The sequence below is a fragment of the Armatimonadota bacterium genome (genome assembly GCA_023511795.1).
In the GTDB taxonomy this organism is placed as follows: Bacteria; Armatimonadota; UBA5829; order DTJY01; family DTJY01; genus JAIMAU01.
On sequence record JAIMAU010000004.1, the window covers coordinates 124,702 to 144,574 of the forward strand.

The window sequence follows — 19,873 nt, forward strand, 5'->3', positions numbered from 1 at the left end:
TTCTCCTGGCTGGAGAATCTCTGCCGCAAGTGAAACCTGAATGCCTAGGATACCTTTAAGATGCACTGGGTTTTTTCATTGACTGATGAGTAACATACCCGTATCTCCTATAAAATTATAGGAATGAGAAATAACGCTATTGAAGTGGCTTTTAAGAAACTCTTTGCTAATCATAGAACTTTAAAGTGTAAGCACGGCTGCCACACAAAACAACCAGACTAAAAGCGCTTTGGCGAATTCGGACTTTGGGTAATTTCGTATAGCGATTTAAAACCTCTTCAAAATGACTACATGCGCCGATGAACAAAGCACCTAATTCCCCAACATGGCAATATTCGGATTATACCTAAGGGCTTGCCTATTATCACATCAAATAAGACTCGCGCTTCAGCCAGTTGAAAACCTACTTTCGGTTCGGTTATAATACCATCAAACGACGCAGAAAGTTCACACACCCTCATTGCCGTCGTATTGTTGAGGAGGCAAACGTGACCAACGGGCTTGAATCAGCCACACAAGCTTCACGGTGGGTGACCCTGAAACAGCTCACCGGCTTCTTCAACTTTATTGGCGAGGCAACCATAATTGGCCTTTCTTCTATTCGCCGCATTATTGCGGGAGACATCAACATCAGCGATACAATCAATCAGATGGCTCTAATTGGTTTCAATTCCCTTCCTATTGTTATAGTAACTACTGCTTTTTCAGGCGCCGTTCTCGCACTATACACTTCGCAATTGATGGTTCAGTGGGGCGTTGGGAGTCTAGTTGGCGGCGGAGTTTCAATTTCTGTCGTACGCGAACTTGCCCCTGTTCTAACCGCAATCGTGGTTGCCGCCCGTGCAGGGTCAGCCATTGCCGCCGAAATTGGCACTATGAAAGTCACTGAGCAAGTGGATGCACTACGTTCATTAGGAACAAGCCCAATCCAATACTTGGCTGTACCTAGATTCCTTGCACTGGTGCTCATGCTACCGGTACTCACCATGCTAGGTGATATTGTTGGAAGCTTCGGTGGCTATGTCGTAGCAATGGCAAATGGGGTTTCATCAGCATCGTATCTGAACTCGGCACGGACATGGCTTACCATTGAAGATATTACCAAGGGGCTCTTAAAAACAGTCTTTTTTGGTGCTTTTATTGCCATTGTGGGCGTCCAACAAGGATTGTCAACAACCGGCGGAGCAGCCGGCGTTGGCCGTAGCACTATGAATGCAGTTGTCATTTCGATGATACTTATCTACATTTCGAATTATTTTTTGGCAGCTATCCTTTTCGGTGGCCGAACACCAGGATTCTGATACTGACGTGATAACCGCGCGGCAGGTTAACTACAAGATCGGGAACAAAAATATCCTACGGGATGTGAATTTTCACATCCCCCAGGGAGACACGGTTTCTATCATGGGTGTGTCGGGTTCTGGCAAAACAACTTTGCTAAAAATTTTGGCAGGATTGATTCGGCCGTCATCGGGCCAAGTATTCATTAACGGTACAGACATCACGAACCTTTCCGAAGATGAGCTAAACCGTATCCGGCATAAAATAGGCGTAGTATTTCAATATGGAGCGCTATTTGACTCGCTGACCGTTTTCGAAAACGTCGCATTCGCGCTTATAAGGCATACTGGTCTAACCCGCAAAGAAATAGAAAATATAGTAGAAGAAAAATTAGCTCTTGTTGGCTTGCCAGGGACTCAAAACCTAATGCCCGCCCAATTGAGCGGCGGCATGCAAAAAAGAGTCAGCCTTGCACGAGCCATAGCTATGAACCCAGAAATTCTCTTTTATGACGAACCAACAAGCGGTTTAGACCCGATAATGGCTAATGTCATAAATAATCTTATTACTGAAATGCGAAACCGCTTAGGGGTAACTTCTGTGGTTGTCTCGCATGACATTGACAGCATATTTCGAATATCCAATCGTGTGGCTATGATTCATGACCATACAATTATCGCATATGGTACCGTCGATGAAATTCGACAATCAGACGACCCTAGAGTAAGGCAATTCATTGAAGGTAAAGCCGAGGGCCCTATTCAACCTGGCATAAGCGAATAAACATCTAAATAAAAAGTGCGCCTGGAGTTACAATATGACGTATAGTCCAGCCTTAAAAGTAGGAATTTTGGTTTTTCTCGCAGTTCTGGCTTTCGTCCTAGTTTTTTGGTTTCTCGAATACTATCAACTTCACCGAGAAATGTACTACATAAGTGTTGTATTCACAAATTCCCTTGGTATAATGGAAGGCGACCCAGTGCGGATGGCAGGCGTTCCCATCGGCAGTGTTCGTAGCTTGAGCCTCACCAAGGATACGAAAGCTAGCGTGCTCCTTGGCATAAATCGAAAGTATCGCATTCCTAAAAGATCGCAGTTCATTATTCGGGTTGGCCTGCTTATCGGCGAAAGGTACATTGAGATCGTACCAAATCGGAAAGCAAAATACTATTTAGCTCAGACGCTGTCGCCCCCATACCCCACAATTATCGGTGAAGTTCCACCAAGAATCGAAGATCTACTTCCCGACGCCCAGGCTCTTTTAAGCAATCTATCTGAAACCTCCCAAAGCTTGAAAGCATTGCTCGGTGACAAAACGCTCCAATCAAACATCAAGGAAACAGTAGCGAACATTAACAAGTCTGCCCAGAAGCTTGAAGCAACAATGGCTACTCTTCAAAACACTGTTGTAAGAAATCAAGACGACATAGATGCCATAACAAAAAACATCAGCGACGCAACAGAGAACGTCAAGGAGATAACAGCAGAGCTAAACAACCTTGCCAAGAGTAACGAACTTAAAGGAGACATAACAGCAACCGTTCACGCTGCAAGGGAGACCGTAGAGAGCCTAGATCGCACCGTTGCAAGCCTGGAAGAACTAGTGACCGCGCCTGAATTCCAAGAAGACATTAGGAAAACAGTTTCTGGAGCTCGCCAAGCAGTTGAAGAAGCAAGACAAGTCATCGACAAAGTAGGCAGGATATTTGGCGGCGCCTCGAGATTAAAAAGCAAGATTTCAACACAAGCCTTAAATTTAGATATGCTATATAATCCCAAGGGTGACCATTTCCGTGCCGAGCTAACCGCCACAATACCCACAGGGACAGAAAAGTTCCTAGAGCTTGGCATGTACGACGCAGGTGCAGGTAGTAAGCTTATCCTTCAACCTGGACAGGAACTGAATCCACAAACAAGATTAAGATATGGATTATATGCGTCACGCCTGGGCTTGGGTTTAGACCATGCTTTTTCATCCAAGGCTTTTGGGAAACTTGATTTGTTTGATCCATATGAACCCAAGTTAAATATTCGAGCAGGCTACAGAGTAACTAGCGATTGGGCAGTCTTGTTAGGAATAGACAACCTTTTTGGTGAAAACCAAACAGTTTTGGGAGTGAAATTAAACAAGTAGGAGGATACCAGCAAATGAAAGTAATTCTTACTCGGGAGGTAAAGAGTCTCGGGAAGCCGAACGACATAGTCAACGTAGCAGAGGGTTACGCGCGCAACTATCTTTTCCCCAGAAAGCTGGCCGTCCCTGCTGATAAAGCACATCTTGCTGAGCTTGAAAAACGCAAGAAAGTCGAGGAAATAAGAAGCGAGAAGCTTCGCGAAGAAGCAAAAGACATAGCACAACGGCTAAGTGAAATCCAGATAACTGTGACAGGAAAAGTTGGCAGCGGAACGAAGCTATATGGCTCAATTACCCATGCAGATATCGCCGACGCACTTGAGAAACAAACTGGAATTAAGATTGATAAACGCAAGATAGAGCTTGAAGAACCAATCAAGTCTCTGGGCACATATGACGTCCCTATACGCCTTCATAAGGATGCTGTTGCCCATGTAAAGGTGGAAGTCATAGGCGAACAGCAGCAATAAAAGTGATGAACGAACATTTCATGTATAGCGGCGGAGACTTATATGGATAATCTCTCATTACTTAGCAAGGCTCCTCCACAAAATCTTGAGGCTGAGCAGTCAACTCTAGGCTCAATGATGATTGACCGCGGGGCTCTTGAAAAGGCAATAGATATACTCAAACCAGAAGACTTTTATCGTGAAGCCCACCAAATCATCTTTGAAGCATTGGTATCCCTTGCAATCCAAAACGAACCGGTAGATATAGTTACGGTCCAAGAAGAACTCCGAAGCAAAGGAAAGCTTGAAGCAGTTGGCGGTACAGAATATCTAATGGCACTCATAGACAGCGTGCCAACAGCAGCAAACATCGAGTACTATGCCAGAATCGTCGAGGACAAGGCGATTCTCCGCCGTCTAATAGATGCTTGCATGCAGATAATCAGCTGGACTAACGAATCTGGGGAAGATATAGACTCACTAGTAGATGACGCAGAAAGATTGCTTTTTACAGTATCTCAGCGGCGAATGGGACGCTTCTTTGTACCACTTAAGGAGCTTGCGCATCAAGCATTCGAGCGAATTGAAAACCAGTATAAAGAGAAGGCGCTGGTATCAGGGTTGCCTACTGGATTTCGAGACCTCGATATAATAACCTCGGGCCTCCAAGCTGGCGACCTTATCATAGTGGCAGGCAGGCCATCAATGGGGAAAACTGCTTTTTGCCTTGATATCGCAAGGCACGTCGCCATCCATGAAAAGAAACCCGTTGCAATATTCAGCCTTGAAATGTCAAAAGAACAGCTCACCCTCAGGCTAATCTGCTCACAATCAAGAGTAGACTCCCATCGTTTGCGAACTGGCTATATCCAAGCAAACGAATGGCCAAAGCTCGCCGAGGGAGTCGGGATGCTTTATAACGCACCAATCTTTATAGACGACAGCACAGATATGACACCGCTTCAGATGCGCACCAAATGTCGCAGACTCAAGGCAGAGCATGGACTTTCACTTGTAATCATTGACTACCTACAGCTCATGCAGGCGCATAGACGAGGAGATAACCGAAACCAAGAGATTGCAGAGATTGCCAGAATGCTCAAAAGTCTCGCACGAGAGCTAGACGTCCCGGTAGTCGCTCTATCTCAGCTGAGCCGTGCGGTCGAACAAAGGCAAGATAAACGGCCAATTCTTTCAGACCTACGTGAAAGCGGTTCGATTGAAGCAGAAGCCGACTTAGTTGCTTTCCTCTACCGGCCCGACTACTACAAACACACATCGGCAATTGAATCGGTGGACGACATAGATGATGGCGCAAACCCAATGGTTCAATCAGGTGAAACATTAGTGCATAAAACAGAAATTATAGTTGCAAAACAGCGAAATGGCCCAACGGGTACTATCCACCTTGCATTCCTGCCAAAATTTGCAAGCTTTGAAGACTTGGAGGAGGAAAGAACAGAGATCTAATGAGAGTACTAATCGTTGGCTCAGGAGGCAGAGAACATGCTCTGGCATGGAAAGTAGCCCAAAGCCCTTTGGTTACAAAACTTTATTGTGCCCCTGGAAATGCGGGCATGGCTATGTTGGGAGAATGCTTTAACATAAGGGCCACTGACATTCAAGGTTTGCTGGGATTTGCTAAAGAAAAGAAAATTGACCTTGCCATAATTGGGCCTGAATCACCTCTTATCGCCGGAATAGCTGATGTCTTCCGTGGGGAAGGAATTCCAACTTTCGGCCCAAGCAAAACTGCCGCAACCATTGAGGGAAGCAAAGTTTTTACAAAAGATCTTCTTTCCAAGTATGGCATTCCCACTGGAGAATACCGCACTTTCTCTAGCTCTAAAGAAGCTAAAGCATTCATAGACCAAATTTCCAAAGGACAAGAAGAGCTTCCAATTGTCATAAAAGCAGATGGAGAAGCCGCTGGAAAAGGTGTCTTTGTATGCGACACGAAGACACAGGCAATCAAAGCAATAGAAACTATTATGGACGAAAAAGCATTTGGTGCGTCCGGCGACAAAATCGTAATAGAAGAGCGCCTTGAAGGTCAGGAAGCCTCTCTTATGGTTATTACAAATGGTGAGGACATCATTGCGCTACCACCAGCCCAGGATTATAAACGTATTAACGATAATGACCAGGGGCCGAACACCGGCGGCATGGGATGCTATTCTCCTGTTCCGGTTGTAACTCCAGAAATCTATAATGAAGTATTAGAAACAGCAATTCGGCCTACAATCAAGGCAATGAAGGCAGAGGGCAGGCTTTATATGGGTTTGCTCTATGCCGGGATAATCCTTACTAAAAATGGACCTAAGATTTTGGAATTTAATGCGCGGTTTGGAGACCCAGAAACTCAAGTAGTCCTGCCGCTTCTAGAAAATGACCTTATAGAAGTAATTCAAGCCTCGCTAGCTGGCTCCCTCGACTCTCTGGAGTTAAAATGCTATAATGGGTGTGCGGTTTGTGTGGTCATCGCATCGGAAGGTTATCCTGGCAACTACGAGACTGGTAAACCAATCTTCGGTCTAGAGGCTGCTAGCAAGATGGAAAATGTGATAATCTTCCATGCAGGGACAAAACTTCAGAATGGAAAAGTCGTTACCAGCGGCGGTCGGGTGCTAGGAATAACTGCTCTCGGCAAAACCTTCAAGGACGCAGTCGAAAGGGCATACTCCGCGGTAGAAAAGATTTACTTTGATGGAATGCACTACCGAAAAGACATTGGTGCTAGAGCAATAACGAACAATAAGATTTGATTATTACAAGTTTTTCGGTTTCTAACTTTTTGCAAAGGAGGTTAACGTGGCCACAAAAGTTGGCATTCTCATGGGAAGTGAATCCGACCTTCAAGTTATGCAAGAGGCAGCAAAGATATTGGATGACCTCGGCATAGAACACGAGGTCAAAGTTATCTCAGCGCACCGCAGTCCTAGGCTGGCAATCAAATACGCAGAAAGCGCAGAGGACATGGGAATCGAGGTCATAATTGCCGGTGCTGGAGGAGCAGCACACCTTCCCGGGGTGCTCGCCGCACTTACTCCCATTCCTGTGATAGGCGTGCCAATTAAATCAGCAAGCCTTAATGGCTTGGATTCTCTACTTTCGATTGTGCAAATGCCCTCAGGCGTACCGGTTGCAACAGTCTCAATAAATGGTGCAAAAAACGCTGGAATATTGGCAGCCCAGATTCTTTCGGTCAAATACCCAGAGATTAGAGAGAAGGTCAAGGAATACAAGGCAAAGCTTGCCGCCGAAATCGAGGCAAAGAACATCGAACCGTAAAATTCACTGTGCCTGCTGTATTTTAGAGCCACTTTACAAAACAATAATAGGAAACAGAGGACGAAATGATAGACAGATATTCCCTCCCAAAAATGAAGGCCATTTGGGAACTAGAAAACAAGTACCAAAAATGGCTTGAAGTTGAGATCGCTGTGGCCGAAGCGTTAGCCGAATATGGCTATATTCCCAAGGATGCACCTTCAAAGATCAAAGCCAAGGCACGCTTTACAGTTGAGCGGTGTCTTGAAATCGAAGAAACTACTCAGCATGATGTAATGGCTTTCGTCAAATGTGTTGCGGAGAATATAGGCGAAGAAGGCAAGTACGTTCACTACGGAATTACCTCGTACGATGTTGTTGACACAGCTTTGGCTCTCCTCATGCGCGAGTCGGCAGATTTGATTCTTGAAGACCTCAAAAGGCTGGCGGAGGTCGTGCGAGCCAGGGCACGCGAACATAAGTACACACTCATGATTGGCAGAACGCACGGTATACATGCTGAGCCAATTACATTTGGTTTTAAGCTCGCTGGTTGGTATGCTCAAATCCTTCGAGACATCGAACGCATGTCGAATGCTCGCGAAGCGATAAGCTACGGGAAGATATCTGGAGCTGTCGGTATTTATGCAAATACCGACCCACGAGTTGAACAATATGTTTGCAACGTTCTGGGATTGAAACCTGCCGAACATTCTACTCAAATCATTGCCCGCGACCGCCATGCCCAATTTCAAACAACGCTTGCCATCATCGCCGGGTCACTAGAAAACTTTGCAACTGAGCTCAGGAACCTTCAGCGCACCGAGATTTTGGAGGTCCAGGAATACTTCGCCAAGGGCCAGAAAGGGTCGTCAGCGATGCCACACAAGCGCAACCCAAGGCTTTCAGAGCAAGTTGCCGGCTTAGCCAGAGTAGTTCGCTCGAACACCTTTCCAGCACTAGAGAATATCGTTACATGGCATGAGCGCGACCTAACCAACTCTTCGGTTGAGAGAATCATCATTCCAGATAATTGCATATTAATTGATTACCTGCTTAACACATTTACCCGCGTTGTAGAGCGGTTAGTGATTTATCCTGAAAACATGATGCGCAACTTAGAAAAAATGGGCGGCCTTGTGTTCTCCGAGCGAATAATGTTAAAGCTCATAGAGAAGGGTCTCTCACGCGAAGACGCATATGTCATAGTGCAGGAAAACTCTGCGAAGGCATGGGAAGGTGAAAACTTTAAAGAAGCGCTTGAATCAGACCCACGAGTTACGGCTTTCTTAAGCAGGGACGAACTTGAGGAAATTTTTGACTACCACCACCACGTGCGCAACGTGGATGTTATATTCGAGAGATTGGGAATTTAACTTCAATGTATTTTAAAGAGGCTAAACGATTTACGGGCAATAATAATGTCCCCTATATAAAGTCACCAATAATAACTTCAAGCTGTAAAACGGATTTGTACTATGCACCAAAATTTTGACCGTCCACACGAAGAATGCGGCGTATTTGGCGTCTATGCTGAAGGTGAAGACGTTGCAAGGCTAACGTACTTCGGCCTATTTGGCCTACAGCACCGCGGCCAAGAAAGCGCTGGAATTGCAGTCTCGAATGGCTCAGTCATTCGTGTTCACAAAGATATGGGCCTTGTGAACCAAATTTTTACCGAATCAATCCTTGCAGAACTGCGTGGTCACATTGCTATTGGCCACAATCGATATTCTACTACTGGGTCATCCATCGTACAAAATGCTCAGCCTATAGTTTGCGAATCAAAGTTCGGAACAATCGCAATTGGGCACAATGGAAATTTAATCAACGCTGCTGAACTCCGCTTAGAACTTGAAGCCGATGGCGAAACTTTCGCTTCAACAAGCGACACCGAAATAATCGCCAAGCTAATCGCCCGGAGTGATGCGTCCTCAATCGAAGACGCAATCACCGAAACCATGCATAAGATTAGTGGTGCATACTCACTAGTTGTTCTCACGCGTGATAAACTGTTGGGTGTTCGGGACCCATACGGGATACGCCCACTCTGTATTGGAAGATTCAACCACCAGAATTACATCCTTTCATCCGAAACATGTGCCTTAAGCCTTGTGGGAGCAAAGTTTGTCAGCGAAATTGAACCCGGAGAGATAGCAATTATCGACAAGTCGGGTTTGCATGAAGTTCAAGCTATACCAACGCGCAAACACGCCCTATGCGTGTTTGAATTTATTTACTTTGCCAGACCGGATAGCATGATGTACCACAAGACACTGCATCTTGTACGCCAGAGGATGGGCCACGAGCTTGCCCAAGAGCACCCTGCACCTGATGCTCAAGTAGTTATCCCAATTCCCGATACCGGCACACCTGCAGCAATTGGATATGCAGCAGCATCGCGAATTCAATATGGCGAGGGCGTAATCAAGAATCGGTACATTCATCGAACGTTTATTGAACCCAATCAAAGGATGCGCGACCTAGGCGTGCGAATGAAATTCAACCCTGTAAAAGAAACATTAGCGGGCAAGAGAGTGGTAATGGTTGAAGACAGCATTGTTCGAGCAACAACCACAAGGCCAACTGTCAAGATGCTTCGTGACGCTGGAGCAATAGCGGTTCACGTTCGAATTAGCTCACCGCCGATTAAATACCCATGTTTTTATGGAATCGATATGGCAAAACAATCCGAATTAATCGCAGCAAACATGTCAGTTGAAGAGATTCGCCAGCATATCGGTGCAGATAGCCTAGGTTACTTGAGCATCAAAGGGCTTGTTCAAGCAATCGGGCTTCGGCGTGATAAGTTCTGCCTAGCCTGCTTTGATGGCAAATATCCAATCGAAATTCCTCATCATATCAAGGTCTCCAAGTTTGCGTTCGAACCAGAAGAGGAAAAGAAGCGCGAGCATGAGATATTCGCAGGAAGGAGCGCGCGATGAAGGAAAGAACAACCTATAAAGCCGCAGGAGTGGACATCAATGCCGCTAACGAAGCGGTTCTCCGAATGAAGGAATATATAAGGTCAACCTTTACACCAGGCGTTCTGACTGATGTGGGTGCGTTTGGAAGCATGTACCAACTAGACTTAAAAGACACACAACAGCCTGTGCTTGTTTCTAGCATTGACAGCGTTGGCACTAAACTTAAAATTGCCTTCATGCTAAAAAAACATGATACGGTTGGCCATGATATTGTTAACCACTGCGTTAATGATATCCTTGTCCAAGGTGCGCGCCCTCTATTTTTCCTCGATTACTTTGGCACAAGCCAACTCAACCCCGAAGTAGTTGTCGAAGTCGTAAAAGGCATTGCAGAAGCGTGCAAGAACGCCGGGTGTGCATTGATTGGCGGCGAGACGGCCGAACTCCCCGGATTCTACCTTCCTGACGAATACGACCTAGTGGGCTGTATTATTGGCTTGGTAGATCGAAACAAAATTGTCGATGGCTCAAAAGTACTCCCCGGCGATGTATTGGTCGGAATAGCTTCGAGCGGATTACATACCAACGGATATTCCCTTGTCCGCCACATCTTCTTTGATATGGCAAAAATACGAGTTGACCAAGATATCCCAGAGCTAGGAACAACACTGGGTGAGGCTCTCCTCATTCCTCATAAAATCTATCTAAAACCTGTGCAAGTTTTGCTTTCAGAATTTGATATACACGGGATGGCACATATCACAGGAGGCGGATTCTACGACAATATCCCACGAGCCCTTCCTGAGGACTGCCAGGCCATTGTATATCGGCAGGCATGGGAAGCACCACCGATATTTAGGCTAATTCAGGAAATGGGGAACATTGCCGAACCTGAGATGTATCGCACATTTAACATGGGCATTGGCTACATCCTAATCGTCCCACGCGAACAGGCGATGAAAATTGTTGCCAGACTTAAAGAACTAGGAGAAAATGCGTATGCGATTGGTGAAGTGCGAAAAGGCAGTCGCGAAGTCCAGGTTATCTAAGCTCTAACAACTGTAGATTATCCTCATGAGGAATTGCGAGCAATAATCAAATGACAAACAACCCCAAAAGCATCAACATCGCGGTAATGGTTTCTGGTCACGGCCGGGGAAGCAATATGCAGGCAATAATTGATGCCTGCAAGGAAGGCAGAATAACTGGCAGAGTCGCCGTAGTAATCGGTGTAAAAGATGATGCACCTGCCATGGAGCGTGCTAGAAGTCAAGGCATTTTGGCGGTTGAGATTAAACCAAAAGCATATGAAAGCGACGAAGCATATGGCAAAGCCATTCTTGATGTCTTAGCTGAACACAAAATAGACCTCCTCTGCCTTGCCGGCTATATGAGAATACTTCCCGCCAATGTTGTAAGCGCCTACCGCTGGCGGATAATGAACATTCATCCTGCGCTCATCCCGATGTTCTGCGGGGAAGGGATGTTTGGCGAGCACGTTCACCGTGCTGCACTCGAATATGGAGTCAAATACTCCGGTTGCACAGTCCACTTCGTTGATGAGGAATACGATACCGGGCCAATAATACTCCAGAAAGTCGTACCCGTCGAGGAAGGAGACACACCAGAAACGCTGGCAGCGCGAGTGCTAGTCCAGGAACACAAAGCATATCCCGAGGCAATCCAGCTTTTCGCGGAGGGCCGCCTCTCAATTGAAGGCCGTGTCGTGCATATCCGTCCTGCACAAGAACTGCAAAATGATGAAACTATCCGAGAATAGCCAATTGCTAAAATTTGCCCGCTTATTGCACTTCCAAAATAATTATTTTTATTCCTTGGCATTATCAATATGGCATTCAACTAGAGAGCTCTCTTTCCTCGTTCAAAGAAATATTAAACAATTTCTCGTTTTGTGCTTGGAGGTCTATTGACTCCACTTAAAGCGTTGCGTTAATCTTTTTGGGTATGGCTATGTCTATTGAAGATTTAAAGACATTTACAATATCCGCAAAACCTATGCCAGCGCTGGAAATTGTGCGCATGCTTGAGGCTGGAGGACCTGCAATTGACCGATATCTAGGCGAAGAAATTTACGCAAACTCACAGCCTGACTACATTGCAGCGCAAAGGAAGCGGCTGGCAGAAGTTGCAAAGTTTCATGCAGAGCGAGTTGGAAACCAACCTACTTTCCTAATCCGTGCGCCTGGACGACTAAATGCGTTCCTTGAGTATCTTGATATGTGTGCTGGAGACCACATGTCAACTACAATTGACGGTGATGTGCCTGCCTGTGTTTCACCAAGAGAAGATAACATACTAAACCTTGCAAACATTAATCCTCTTTTTCCTCCAGAAGAACTATCCATCTCGGCGGAGTTTAGACGCTTTGCAGATGAGCCGCTATGCCGACATGCAAGAATGGCTGATAATTGGGACAACAGAACACTGGTAATTCCACACTTCGGCAGACCACAAGGCAAATGGACGAACTACGTCATTAGTCCCTACCTCCGAGTAATGTGGGACTCACCTTCTTTGGAACTAAAAGGCGCTGACATATCCTTCGGGCGTGCAACCGCACCATTCCGCGCGGGAACAAGCTCATCATCGGCAGTCGTTGTACTCTCATTCCTAGCACTTTATCTCTCAAACCGTGACCGCTTGCCATCATGGGAAGTGCCAGAAATATGCAAAATGCTTGGCGAGGCAGAGTGGTATGTTGGCACACACGGCGGCGCAAACGACCAGACAACGATTTTACGGAATATGCCAAATTGCGTACTTTACAACCGGCACTCACGGACACCGCTCGAATCCACTCCCCTGCCCTTCTTAAGGGGAGTCCACGTGGTGTTGGCAAACTCGCTGTGGGAGGTAAATAAGTCGCTAACAGGCAACCAAAGCTTTAATATGAGAAAAGGTTGGATGGAGCTAGGCGATGAATTAATGAAGCTGATTATAGCCGAGGTAAAGGACGCACGCAACCAGGGCAAAGCTCATGGTTCAGGCTGGCTGTCCAACCTAATTAAAAAGCGCTTTGGCTTCGAGGTTGAGAATGAACTTCATCTTTTGGAAACACATTCTGAATATTGGGATAAAATCGAGGCAAATTATCACAAATTCGGCAGCCTAGATGAAAACATCTTGGGCATCCCCAATGCAGCTATCGAGGAGCTAATTCTCCTTCTACCAGTAAAAATCACCCCTGATGAGGCAGCACGTATCCTTGGAAAGGATAGAGAAACTATTGAACAACTTTATACGAAGCCCAAAAGGTCCATTGGTGGGTATCACACGCGCACAACGGCAAGGTTTTTTTATAAGGAAAATATAATTGGCAGAAAATTGGAGAAAATATTCCTCGAAGCTGAGAATCGGTTGAAACGAGGTGAGCTCACTGCAGATTCGCCTGAATACGACCGATACCGCGTGATGGTGGGCGAGCTCGTGGAGCAACTTCAGCATATCCTTGCATTTGATTTCCGAGTTTCGAACTCCCAACTCGACCGACTGATAAACGTTGCAAGGCGCGGGCCTGGATACCTTGGAAGCAAACTCACAGGCGCAGGCAAAGGCGGATGCGTTTCAATTCTCGTGCGTGAGAACCAATCCCAGGCAATGTGCGAATACCTTGATGTAGAGTACTACGGCAAACGCGAGAACTTTGAGGAATATCGCCAGATTCTTCAAGATGTCCTCCGATACTACGAGCCGGACTCATTCGAACGCGCATCGGCCATCGAGCAATTGGAAAACCTAGAGAACGCCCTAGCATCCATAAAAGACCAGCGCCGTGTCGTCACCTTTAGCCGTGGAGCATGTGTGGTAGATTTGGAGGCACTGGGATAGCAAACTAAAAACGAAGACCTGAAGCAAAATGCCGCTTAACTAACATGTTTTTTTTTGCTCATTGGTAAAGCTTTGAACCATCTGGCAGTTCAGCCCTCACCGGGGTGTTGGAATCAACACACCAGCCATTCGTGTTGCGTCCAATAAAACATAGCGCCGGTATTTCATATTCCTGACCTGGGGCAACATCATAAAAATAAGCTGTTATTCTTCCATCGCCGTTCTTATCCATAAACCCCGACTTGAGACTGGCCGCATCCTTGAGAATTACCTTTCCACCTTCAACGTCCGCAACGCGAGGCCATGAAGAGAAATCCTCATTAACAAGCCAAGAATCCTTATAGCACCCCGAAGCCGAAAAGTATAAGAGATTCCTCGTTGTAAAAAATCCGCCTTTCTCATCAAACGAATCTATCACAACTTTGCCAGTCCGAGGACTATACTCGCCAAACCCAAGTATCAACTTTTTAGCTTTCCTATGTGCGTACTCAATGTTATAATTCGAGCGTCCAAAAAGGATTGTTTTACCAATAAGACTGTTAGCCTCCAAAGCAGCCTCAATAGTAATCTCGTTCTTTATAAAATCAACCGACAAGACACGACCCCTCTGCGACGGACCGGTTTCAACGGAGAGCAAACCTTGACGAATTTTGCCGCCGCCTGCTATAAAAATTGACTTTAGCTTATGCTGAGCATCCATTCTAAGCACAACACATGAACCGCTAACTAAAAGCCCACCAACCTTGACTTCTTTTAAAGGATCCTCCGCAAGGTAAACATAATCAACACCATGCTCGCTTTTTACTCTTATGACGTCGCCTCCTTCAGTATTAATCCGGCGCACTTCAAGCGGTTTGGGGAGCTTTTGTTGTGCTTTGAATGGCTGAAGCACACAAATAAAGCGACTATGAAGGCACTCATTACCTGAGTTCCGAATAAGAACATATTTGAGCGACTCCGGACTACCTGGTCGTTTTGGAGGATTGCCATCAGCCACAACGACTTCAGCAACGTTTTGCAACGGAAAAATAGCCCGAATACCAACTTCATTATCAGCCCACGTCGCCGACCATGTACGCGATGGGACTCCTCGCTGGACATTATATAGGTAGGAATAGCCGCTGCCTTTATAAGAATGGTAGGACCTGGTTTTCTCTGGCCCTTCCAATTCCAAATCGTCATAAAGAAATCCATAAGGTACATTTTCTCCTGCAAGTGTACCCTTAACTTGTGGAACGGAAAGCTCTATGCCTTCAGTTGCCATTGAGTATGTAAAGCCATGAATGCTGTAATCATGCAACTTTCCTCCCTTGACGATAAAGAAATCAACGAAATATGGATTTTCATCTTCATTCCCAATTAAAAGTGTTACGCGGCGGTATTCGTCCAAATGCGGGTAAGCATCAGGTGCAGAAATATCGCTCATGCGAATTTCGGGCGTAACAGCAAATTTGTTTAAAATCCCTTTCTTTTGAGTTGCTTGGCGGGATGCGTCAACAGTCACAGTGTAGTGGCTGAGGGTATTTCGCTCCCAAGCAGGTGGGTCCTTTGATTCTGCGGCGAATTGTGGATAGCCAAAGTCTGGAATTAGCTTTTTCCCATAGCCGTAAACTTCCATAAACAGTCTGTCAAAATGAGCGTGACCGGCGCATGCAGGACCGTAATATATTGCCGCACCCACACCCTCTTTTTTCTTGCCCGCCTCTAATATTGCAAGGCCATATCCGCCTAGATTCCGACTGCCAGAATGCCTCTCTCCTGCTTTCTCAGCAATTTTTCTTAGCTCGTTCTCTTCCAAAGGAGGATATCGCAGGTCAAAGTAGCTCCCGAATGACTTTTCTCCGAAAACTCCTCTTTCCAGAAGACTTCGAGCGAACTCTGGACTGCCAAAAAGCTGTAATCCTTTCCTAGCTATTTGTGTAGGCATCTCGATAGCGCCAGAACTGACGTTGCCCGAATCACCAATTGCCGGCGTAAACATACTAAGTACCTTGAGTTCGTTGTAGGCGGCAAACATACGCTTGAGTTTGGAATGGGAATAGATATTCACACCAAGCCTATCCAAATACTCCGCCACCCAATGCAAATTACTGCACCAACCTAGACAGTAACCTGGGGCTGATTCGAATGCTATCCCTTCACGAAGTATGAAATTATCCAGCGCATAGCTGTACCCTTCGTGAGCCAAACGACCGTCATTGTTGTTCATGATGTAATCAGCCACACGCTGTTTTAGTTTTTCATCCTGAAGTACAAGTGCTAGAATAAGGAGGGTGCGCTGGTGCATTCCATAATTACCCTGAATCTTACCAGCAAATACAGCTTGGACTGCCTCTCTGAGTAGGTTTCTTTCGATATTCTGACGAATTTTAGCGTTGGTTTTTCCGATTAGTGGGGAATCGGAATCGTTAACAACAAATTGCCCTTCAGCAGCAAGGATATCGAAAACATTGTCATAGGCTATAGCTAGCTGCGACACAACCCCAGTCTCCCATATGCTATTAAGAATTTTTCCTTGGTATTTAGGGTTAAACTCCGTAGCATACCTGGACTGCTTGTTATGGTCCATAGAAGGGTAGAGTTCAGCAATCCTGTCAAGCATTAAGATTGCTTTGCGAGCATACTTTGCATCGCCAGTTATTTGATAAGCAAAACTAAGGTTCTGAACCGCGGGAATTATATATTTATACCAGAGCCAATGGCAGTAATAGCCTACAAACCAATGTTTATATTTATCGCCTGGTTTTCGCCAGCCCCAACCATCATCCGGGTAATCTCCGGTAAGCAAATTCCTATCTTTTGTTTTGTAATAAGCCCAAAAATCATTTGATGGATACTCCTCACCACCGACAGGACAAACAAGCTTCCAAGGTTTGTTAAATGGATCCATTTTCCAAGAGTAGTTGCCAAATTTGAAATACTCTTTTCCATGGACAGGGCATCCTTCAAAAGAAGAGTTGAAAGCACGTGGAATATCGGAAGGTGGAATCATCTCCCAAACATAGCGGTCTGACAATGCAACCCATTCGTCAGCTGCCTTTAAAATTTGGCTTGCAATTTCCCTAGCTTTTTGGTATTTCGCTATGTTTTCACGAATTTGTCGAATTTCTGCTTCCGAGGTTAGCGACCGACTAGTCTTACCTGGAATATCTGATTCTGCGCATAATTTATCAACCATGTCTAAGAGCCCAGCGATTACTAGCAATAATATTAGTAAAGCCTTACTTTTCTGACCCCATTGCCTCGTTTGCATCGAAACTAGATATTGCCCTTTCAAGATTTGCAATCGCCTCTTTCTCCTTTTCGAGTGCCGCCCTCAACACCTCAATTTGTCTTGCACGCATCTCTGCAGTCCATCTCACCTCGGATTCATCTTTAGAAGGATAAGGTACAGCTTCCCGTCCATCTTTAAGGAGCTTAACCTCTTCATCATATATATTGGCAGCTTCGCTGAGGTGTTTTGCTACATCACCCTTCAGTAGTTTGGCGGCCCACCTAAGATACACCACACCAGCAGTCCGAGCATCCACCAAACAGCTATAGAGCCATGCGTTGATGTGTTGAAGGGTCTCAAGTTGCCTACCTGTAGTCTGTGAAAGTTCGGAGGACTGAAGCGCATCCGCCCAAGCATCAAATGCTTTCAACCCGGACTCAAACCTTGAATCTGATGGTCTTTTCTCGCCTTTGGCAAATTGAACAGCCAATTTGATTGAGCGCTTGAGCAATTCATCGGTATTTGGAGGCTCGCTTTTTTGACCAAGAATTAGCATAGTCGGTGGAAGTTTCGTCGTCTTGGAGTAATCCGCTCCTTTGTCATGGTAGGTGCGGCAAACCCAAATATCGCCACCCCTAGAGTATCCTACAATCAGCCCCCAATCCAAATAGTTAGCCAATTGCATAGCAACCACAGGGACGCCTCTATCAATACTGTCTATTACCAACTGCTGTGCAGTCTGCATCCCTGAACCTATCCATTCATATGAATAACCAACAGCTTGTAAAGCAGCTTTTGTATGGTCTGGCACGACCGTTGGATCAGCAGATAAGACAGACCAATCTTTTCGGAACCTGGTTGCGAATGCAACCCCAGAAATGCCCATTAGGTACTCATAAGTCACTTGCTCTCCCAACTGGCATAGGCAAGTACTTAGTGCACCAAAAAAGGTGCAGTCTCTCCCTTTTCCAAAGTGAAGTTCGGGGATACCATCTATTACCATTCCACTCGTTGCCAACTCTGCAGAAGCATTGCTTGTACTTTCTTCTGGCGCTTCTAGAGCTGCTGCTGAGGAAATGATTGCGCAAAGAACTAGAGGTAGCACTGCCACTATTAAAATTATGCGCATCCCTGCCCTCACTAAATAATTTTCGCTGTAACAAGAGTAGATTACACCCTTGGAAAGCAAGTGTCAACGGAACATATTGACTTTTTTATCAGTGAGTAATACTATTGTTGAGGTTTCCTTTCGAATTGTCCTAATAAAGGCGAGCAAGACAGTTCTAGTTTTAGAATCAAGGGGCAACAAAAAGAAAACAAATTTAAGGAGCAAAAATATGGATGAAAGGCAATTTTTATTAAATCCCAAGGATCTACCAAGACAGTGGTATAACATCCAAGCTGACCTCGACGAACCAGCACCACCACCTCTCCACCCAGGAACAAAACAGCCTGCCGGCCCGCAGGACCTGGCGCCAATCTTTCCGATGTCGCTAATTGAACAAGAAGTCAGCCAGCAGCGATGGGTAGACATCCCTGAGGAAATTCTTGACGTCTTGAGCATATGGCGACCCACCCCACTAATCAGAGCAACCCGATGGGAAAAGGCACTCGGCACCCCTGCCAAGATTTTTTACAAATGGGAAGGAGTTAGCCCAGTCGGAAGTCACAAACCCAACACTGCGGTGGCTCAGGCATATTTTAACAAGAAAGAAGGCACAAAGAGAATCGCCACTGAAACAGGCGCTGGCCAATGGGGAAGTGCCCTTTCGATGGCATGCTGCTTTTTTGGCCTTGAATGCACCGTCTATATGGTTAAAGTAAGCTTCGAACAAAAGCCCTACCGAAAGTCTTTAATGCAAATGTACGGTGCAAAAATATATCCAAGTCCAAGCACACAAACCCAGTTTGGTAGGAAAATCCTCGAACAAGACCCTAACTGCACAGGTAGCCTTGGAATAGCGATTAGTGAAGCCCTCGAGGACACCGTCACAAACGAGGGCGTGAAATATTCCCTAGGCAGTGTTCTAAACCACGTGCTTATGCACCAAACAGTGATTGGTCTCGAAGCAAAGAAACAAATGGAGATGGCTGGGTGCAATCCAGACGTTATCATTGGTTGCGTTGGTGGCGGAAGCAACTTTGCGGGCCTTGCATTCCCATTCATGCCCGATAAATTCAACGGCAAAAACATTAAGTTTCTTGCAATCGAGCCTACAGCATGCCCAACACTCACCACAGGCCAGTACATGTACGACTTCGGTGATACAGCAAAAATGACTCCACTTCTAATGATGCACACGCTTGGCAGCGATTTCATCCCACCAAGCATTCATGCTGGCGGATTGCGCTACCATGGAATGGCTCCCCTTGTGAGCTTCCTGGTTAAAAAAGGCCATATCGAACCAAGAGCCTATCCACAGCTATCCGTGTTTGAGGCTGCTGCAGGATTCGCTCGAAGCGAGGGAATCATACCAGCCCCTGAAAGTGCACATGCTATCAAAGCTGCTCTCGACGAAGCAATAAGCGCCAAGCAAGAAGGTAAGGAAAAAGTAATCCTATTCAATCTAAGCGGCCATGGTCTCCTAGATCTTGGTGCATACGATCAATTCTTTGCAGGCAAGCTTCAAAACGTGTAAACCATGCTAAATCTAGCTTAGAAAAACGCCGGCTTCATTTCCATAGCCGGCGTTTTTATTTAAAGCCCTTGGATAGTTTGACACTCTAACCCGTGCAATTTTATAATCTC

At 45.8% G+C, this 19,873-nt stretch carries 15 protein-coding genes; 13 read left to right on the forward strand and 2 right to left on the reverse strand.

Going from position 1 to position 19,873, the window contains the following annotated elements:
* Positions 1-488: 488 nt before the first annotated feature.
* The 12 genes from K6T99_06115 to K6T99_06170 all read left to right on the forward strand — a co-directional run bounded on the left by K6T99_06115 (position 489) and on the right by K6T99_06170 (position 13,910).
* Positions 489-1,301 carry an ABC transporter permease gene (locus K6T99_06115; protein MCL6519389.1) on the forward strand — a complete coding sequence of 271 codons (813 nt, stop codon included), beginning with the start codon at positions 489-491 and terminating at the stop codon, positions 1,299-1,301.
* Positions 1,302-1,308: 7 nt separating this feature from the next.
* On the forward strand, positions 1,309-2,064 hold the full coding sequence (locus K6T99_06120) for an ABC transporter ATP-binding protein (protein MCL6519390.1): 756 nt from the start codon (positions 1,309-1,311) through the stop codon (positions 2,062-2,064).
* A 34-nt stretch (positions 2,065-2,098) separates the two neighbouring features.
* A complete protein-coding gene (locus K6T99_06125; GenBank protein ID MCL6519391.1) occupies positions 2,099-3,415 on the forward strand; it encodes an MlaD family protein in 1,317 nt (438 codons plus the stop codon).
* 14 nt (positions 3,416-3,429) lie between these two features.
* Positions 3,430-3,885 carry a 50S ribosomal protein L9 gene (gene rplI, locus K6T99_06130; GenBank protein MCL6519392.1) on the forward strand — a complete coding sequence of 152 codons (456 nt, stop codon included), beginning with the start codon at positions 3,430-3,432 and terminating at the stop codon, positions 3,883-3,885.
* 42 nt (positions 3,886-3,927) lie between these two features.
* Positions 3,928-5,334, forward strand: a complete 1,407-nt coding sequence (gene dnaB, locus K6T99_06135; GenBank protein MCL6519393.1) for a replicative DNA helicase — start codon at positions 3,928-3,930, stop codon at positions 5,332-5,334.
* A complete protein-coding gene (gene purD / locus K6T99_06140) occupies positions 5,334-6,629 on the forward strand; it encodes a phosphoribosylamine--glycine ligase (GenBank protein ID MCL6519394.1) in 1,296 nt (431 codons plus the stop codon). Before dnaB ends, purD begins: the two co-directional genes overlap by 1 nt.
* A 70-nt stretch (positions 6,630-6,699) precedes the next feature.
* The gene (gene purE / locus K6T99_06145) at positions 6,700-7,155 is read left to right on the forward strand and encodes a 5-(carboxyamino)imidazole ribonucleotide mutase (GenBank protein ID MCL6519395.1); all 456 of its coding nucleotides are present in this window, start codon (positions 6,700-6,702) and stop codon (positions 7,153-7,155) included.
* Positions 7,156-7,220: 65 nt separating this feature from the next.
* Positions 7,221-8,510: an adenylosuccinate lyase gene (gene purB / locus K6T99_06150; protein MCL6519396.1), complete on the forward strand. Its 1,290-nt coding sequence runs from the start codon at positions 7,221-7,223 to the stop codon at positions 8,508-8,510.
* Between the two features lie 102 nt (positions 8,511-8,612).
* Positions 8,613-10,079 carry an amidophosphoribosyltransferase gene (gene purF / locus K6T99_06155; GenBank protein MCL6519397.1) on the forward strand — a complete coding sequence of 489 codons (1,467 nt, stop codon included), beginning with the start codon at positions 8,613-8,615 and terminating at the stop codon, positions 10,077-10,079.
* Positions 10,076-11,110, forward strand: coding sequence for a phosphoribosylformylglycinamidine cyclo-ligase (gene purM / locus K6T99_06160; GenBank protein ID MCL6519398.1), 1,035 nt, complete (start codon positions 10,076-10,078; stop codon positions 11,108-11,110). The genes purF and purM overlap by 4 nt, the downstream gene beginning before the upstream one ends.
* Before the next feature lie 50 nt (positions 11,111-11,160).
* Complete coding sequence (gene purN / locus K6T99_06165; protein MCL6519399.1) at positions 11,161-11,841, forward strand: phosphoribosylglycinamide formyltransferase; 681 nt, start codon at positions 11,161-11,163, stop codon at positions 11,839-11,841.
* Positions 11,842-12,032: 191 nt separating this feature from the next.
* Entirely contained in the window at positions 12,033-13,910 is a 1,878-nt protein-coding gene (locus K6T99_06170) for a hypothetical protein (GenBank protein MCL6519400.1), read from the forward strand.
* A 58-nt stretch (positions 13,911-13,968) separates the two neighbouring features.
* Here K6T99_06170 and K6T99_06175 read toward each other — a convergent pair whose 3' ends face one another.
* Together K6T99_06175 and K6T99_06180 are read right to left on the reverse strand one after the other, a co-directional pair.
* Positions 13,969-17,088 (reverse strand): heparinase II/III family protein, encoded by a 3,120-nt coding sequence (locus K6T99_06175; GenBank protein MCL6519401.1) that lies wholly within the window; start codon positions 17,086-17,088, stop codon positions 13,969-13,971.
* Positions 17,089-17,131: 43 nt separating this feature from the next.
* The gene (locus K6T99_06180) at positions 17,132-18,253 is read right to left on the reverse strand and encodes a hypothetical protein (GenBank protein MCL6519402.1); all 1,122 of its coding nucleotides are present in this window, start codon (positions 18,251-18,253) and stop codon (positions 17,132-17,134) included.
* Between the two features lie 208 nt (positions 18,254-18,461).
* Between K6T99_06180 and K6T99_06185 the strand changes: the two genes are divergently transcribed.
* Complete coding sequence (locus tag K6T99_06185) at positions 18,462-19,763, forward strand: TrpB-like pyridoxal phosphate-dependent enzyme (protein MCL6519403.1); 1,302 nt, start codon at positions 18,462-18,464, stop codon at positions 19,761-19,763.
* The last annotated feature ends 110 nt before the right edge of the window (positions 19,764-19,873 follow it).

Coding starts and splice junctions, on each gene's coding strand:
- K6T99_06175 (MCL6519401.1), bottom strand. CDS start 17,088: ATGGTTGATAAATTATGCGCAGAATCAGATATTCCAGGTAAGACTAGT.
- purM (MCL6519398.1), top strand. CDS start 10,076: ATGAAGGAAAGAACAACCTATAAAGCCGCAGGAGTGGACATCAATGCC.
- K6T99_06185 (MCL6519403.1), top strand. CDS start 18,462: ATGGATGAAAGGCAATTTTTATTAAATCCCAAGGATCTACCAAGACAG.
- purB (MCL6519396.1), top strand. CDS start 7,221: ATGATAGACAGATATTCCCTCCCAAAAATGAAGGCCATTTGGGAACTA.
- purE (MCL6519395.1), top strand. CDS start 6,700: ATGGGAAGTGAATCCGACCTTCAAGTTATGCAAGAGGCAGCAAAGATA.
- K6T99_06125 (MCL6519391.1), top strand. CDS start 2,099: ATGACGTATAGTCCAGCCTTAAAAGTAGGAATTTTGGTTTTTCTCGCA.
- purD (MCL6519394.1), top strand. CDS start 5,334: ATGAGAGTACTAATCGTTGGCTCAGGAGGCAGAGAACATGCTCTGGCA.
- K6T99_06170 (MCL6519400.1), top strand. CDS start 12,033: ATGTCTATTGAAGATTTAAAGACATTTACAATATCCGCAAAACCTATG.
- dnaB (MCL6519393.1), top strand. CDS start 3,928: ATGGATAATCTCTCATTACTTAGCAAGGCTCCTCCACAAAATCTTGAG.
- K6T99_06180 (MCL6519402.1), bottom strand. CDS start 18,253: ATGCGCATAATTTTAATAGTGGCAGTGCTACCTCTAGTTCTTTGCGCA.
- rplI (MCL6519392.1), top strand. CDS start 3,430: ATGAAAGTAATTCTTACTCGGGAGGTAAAGAGTCTCGGGAAGCCGAAC.
- purN (MCL6519399.1), top strand. CDS start 11,161: ATGACAAACAACCCCAAAAGCATCAACATCGCGGTAATGGTTTCTGGT.
- purF (MCL6519397.1), top strand. CDS start 8,613: ATGCACCAAAATTTTGACCGTCCACACGAAGAATGCGGCGTATTTGGC.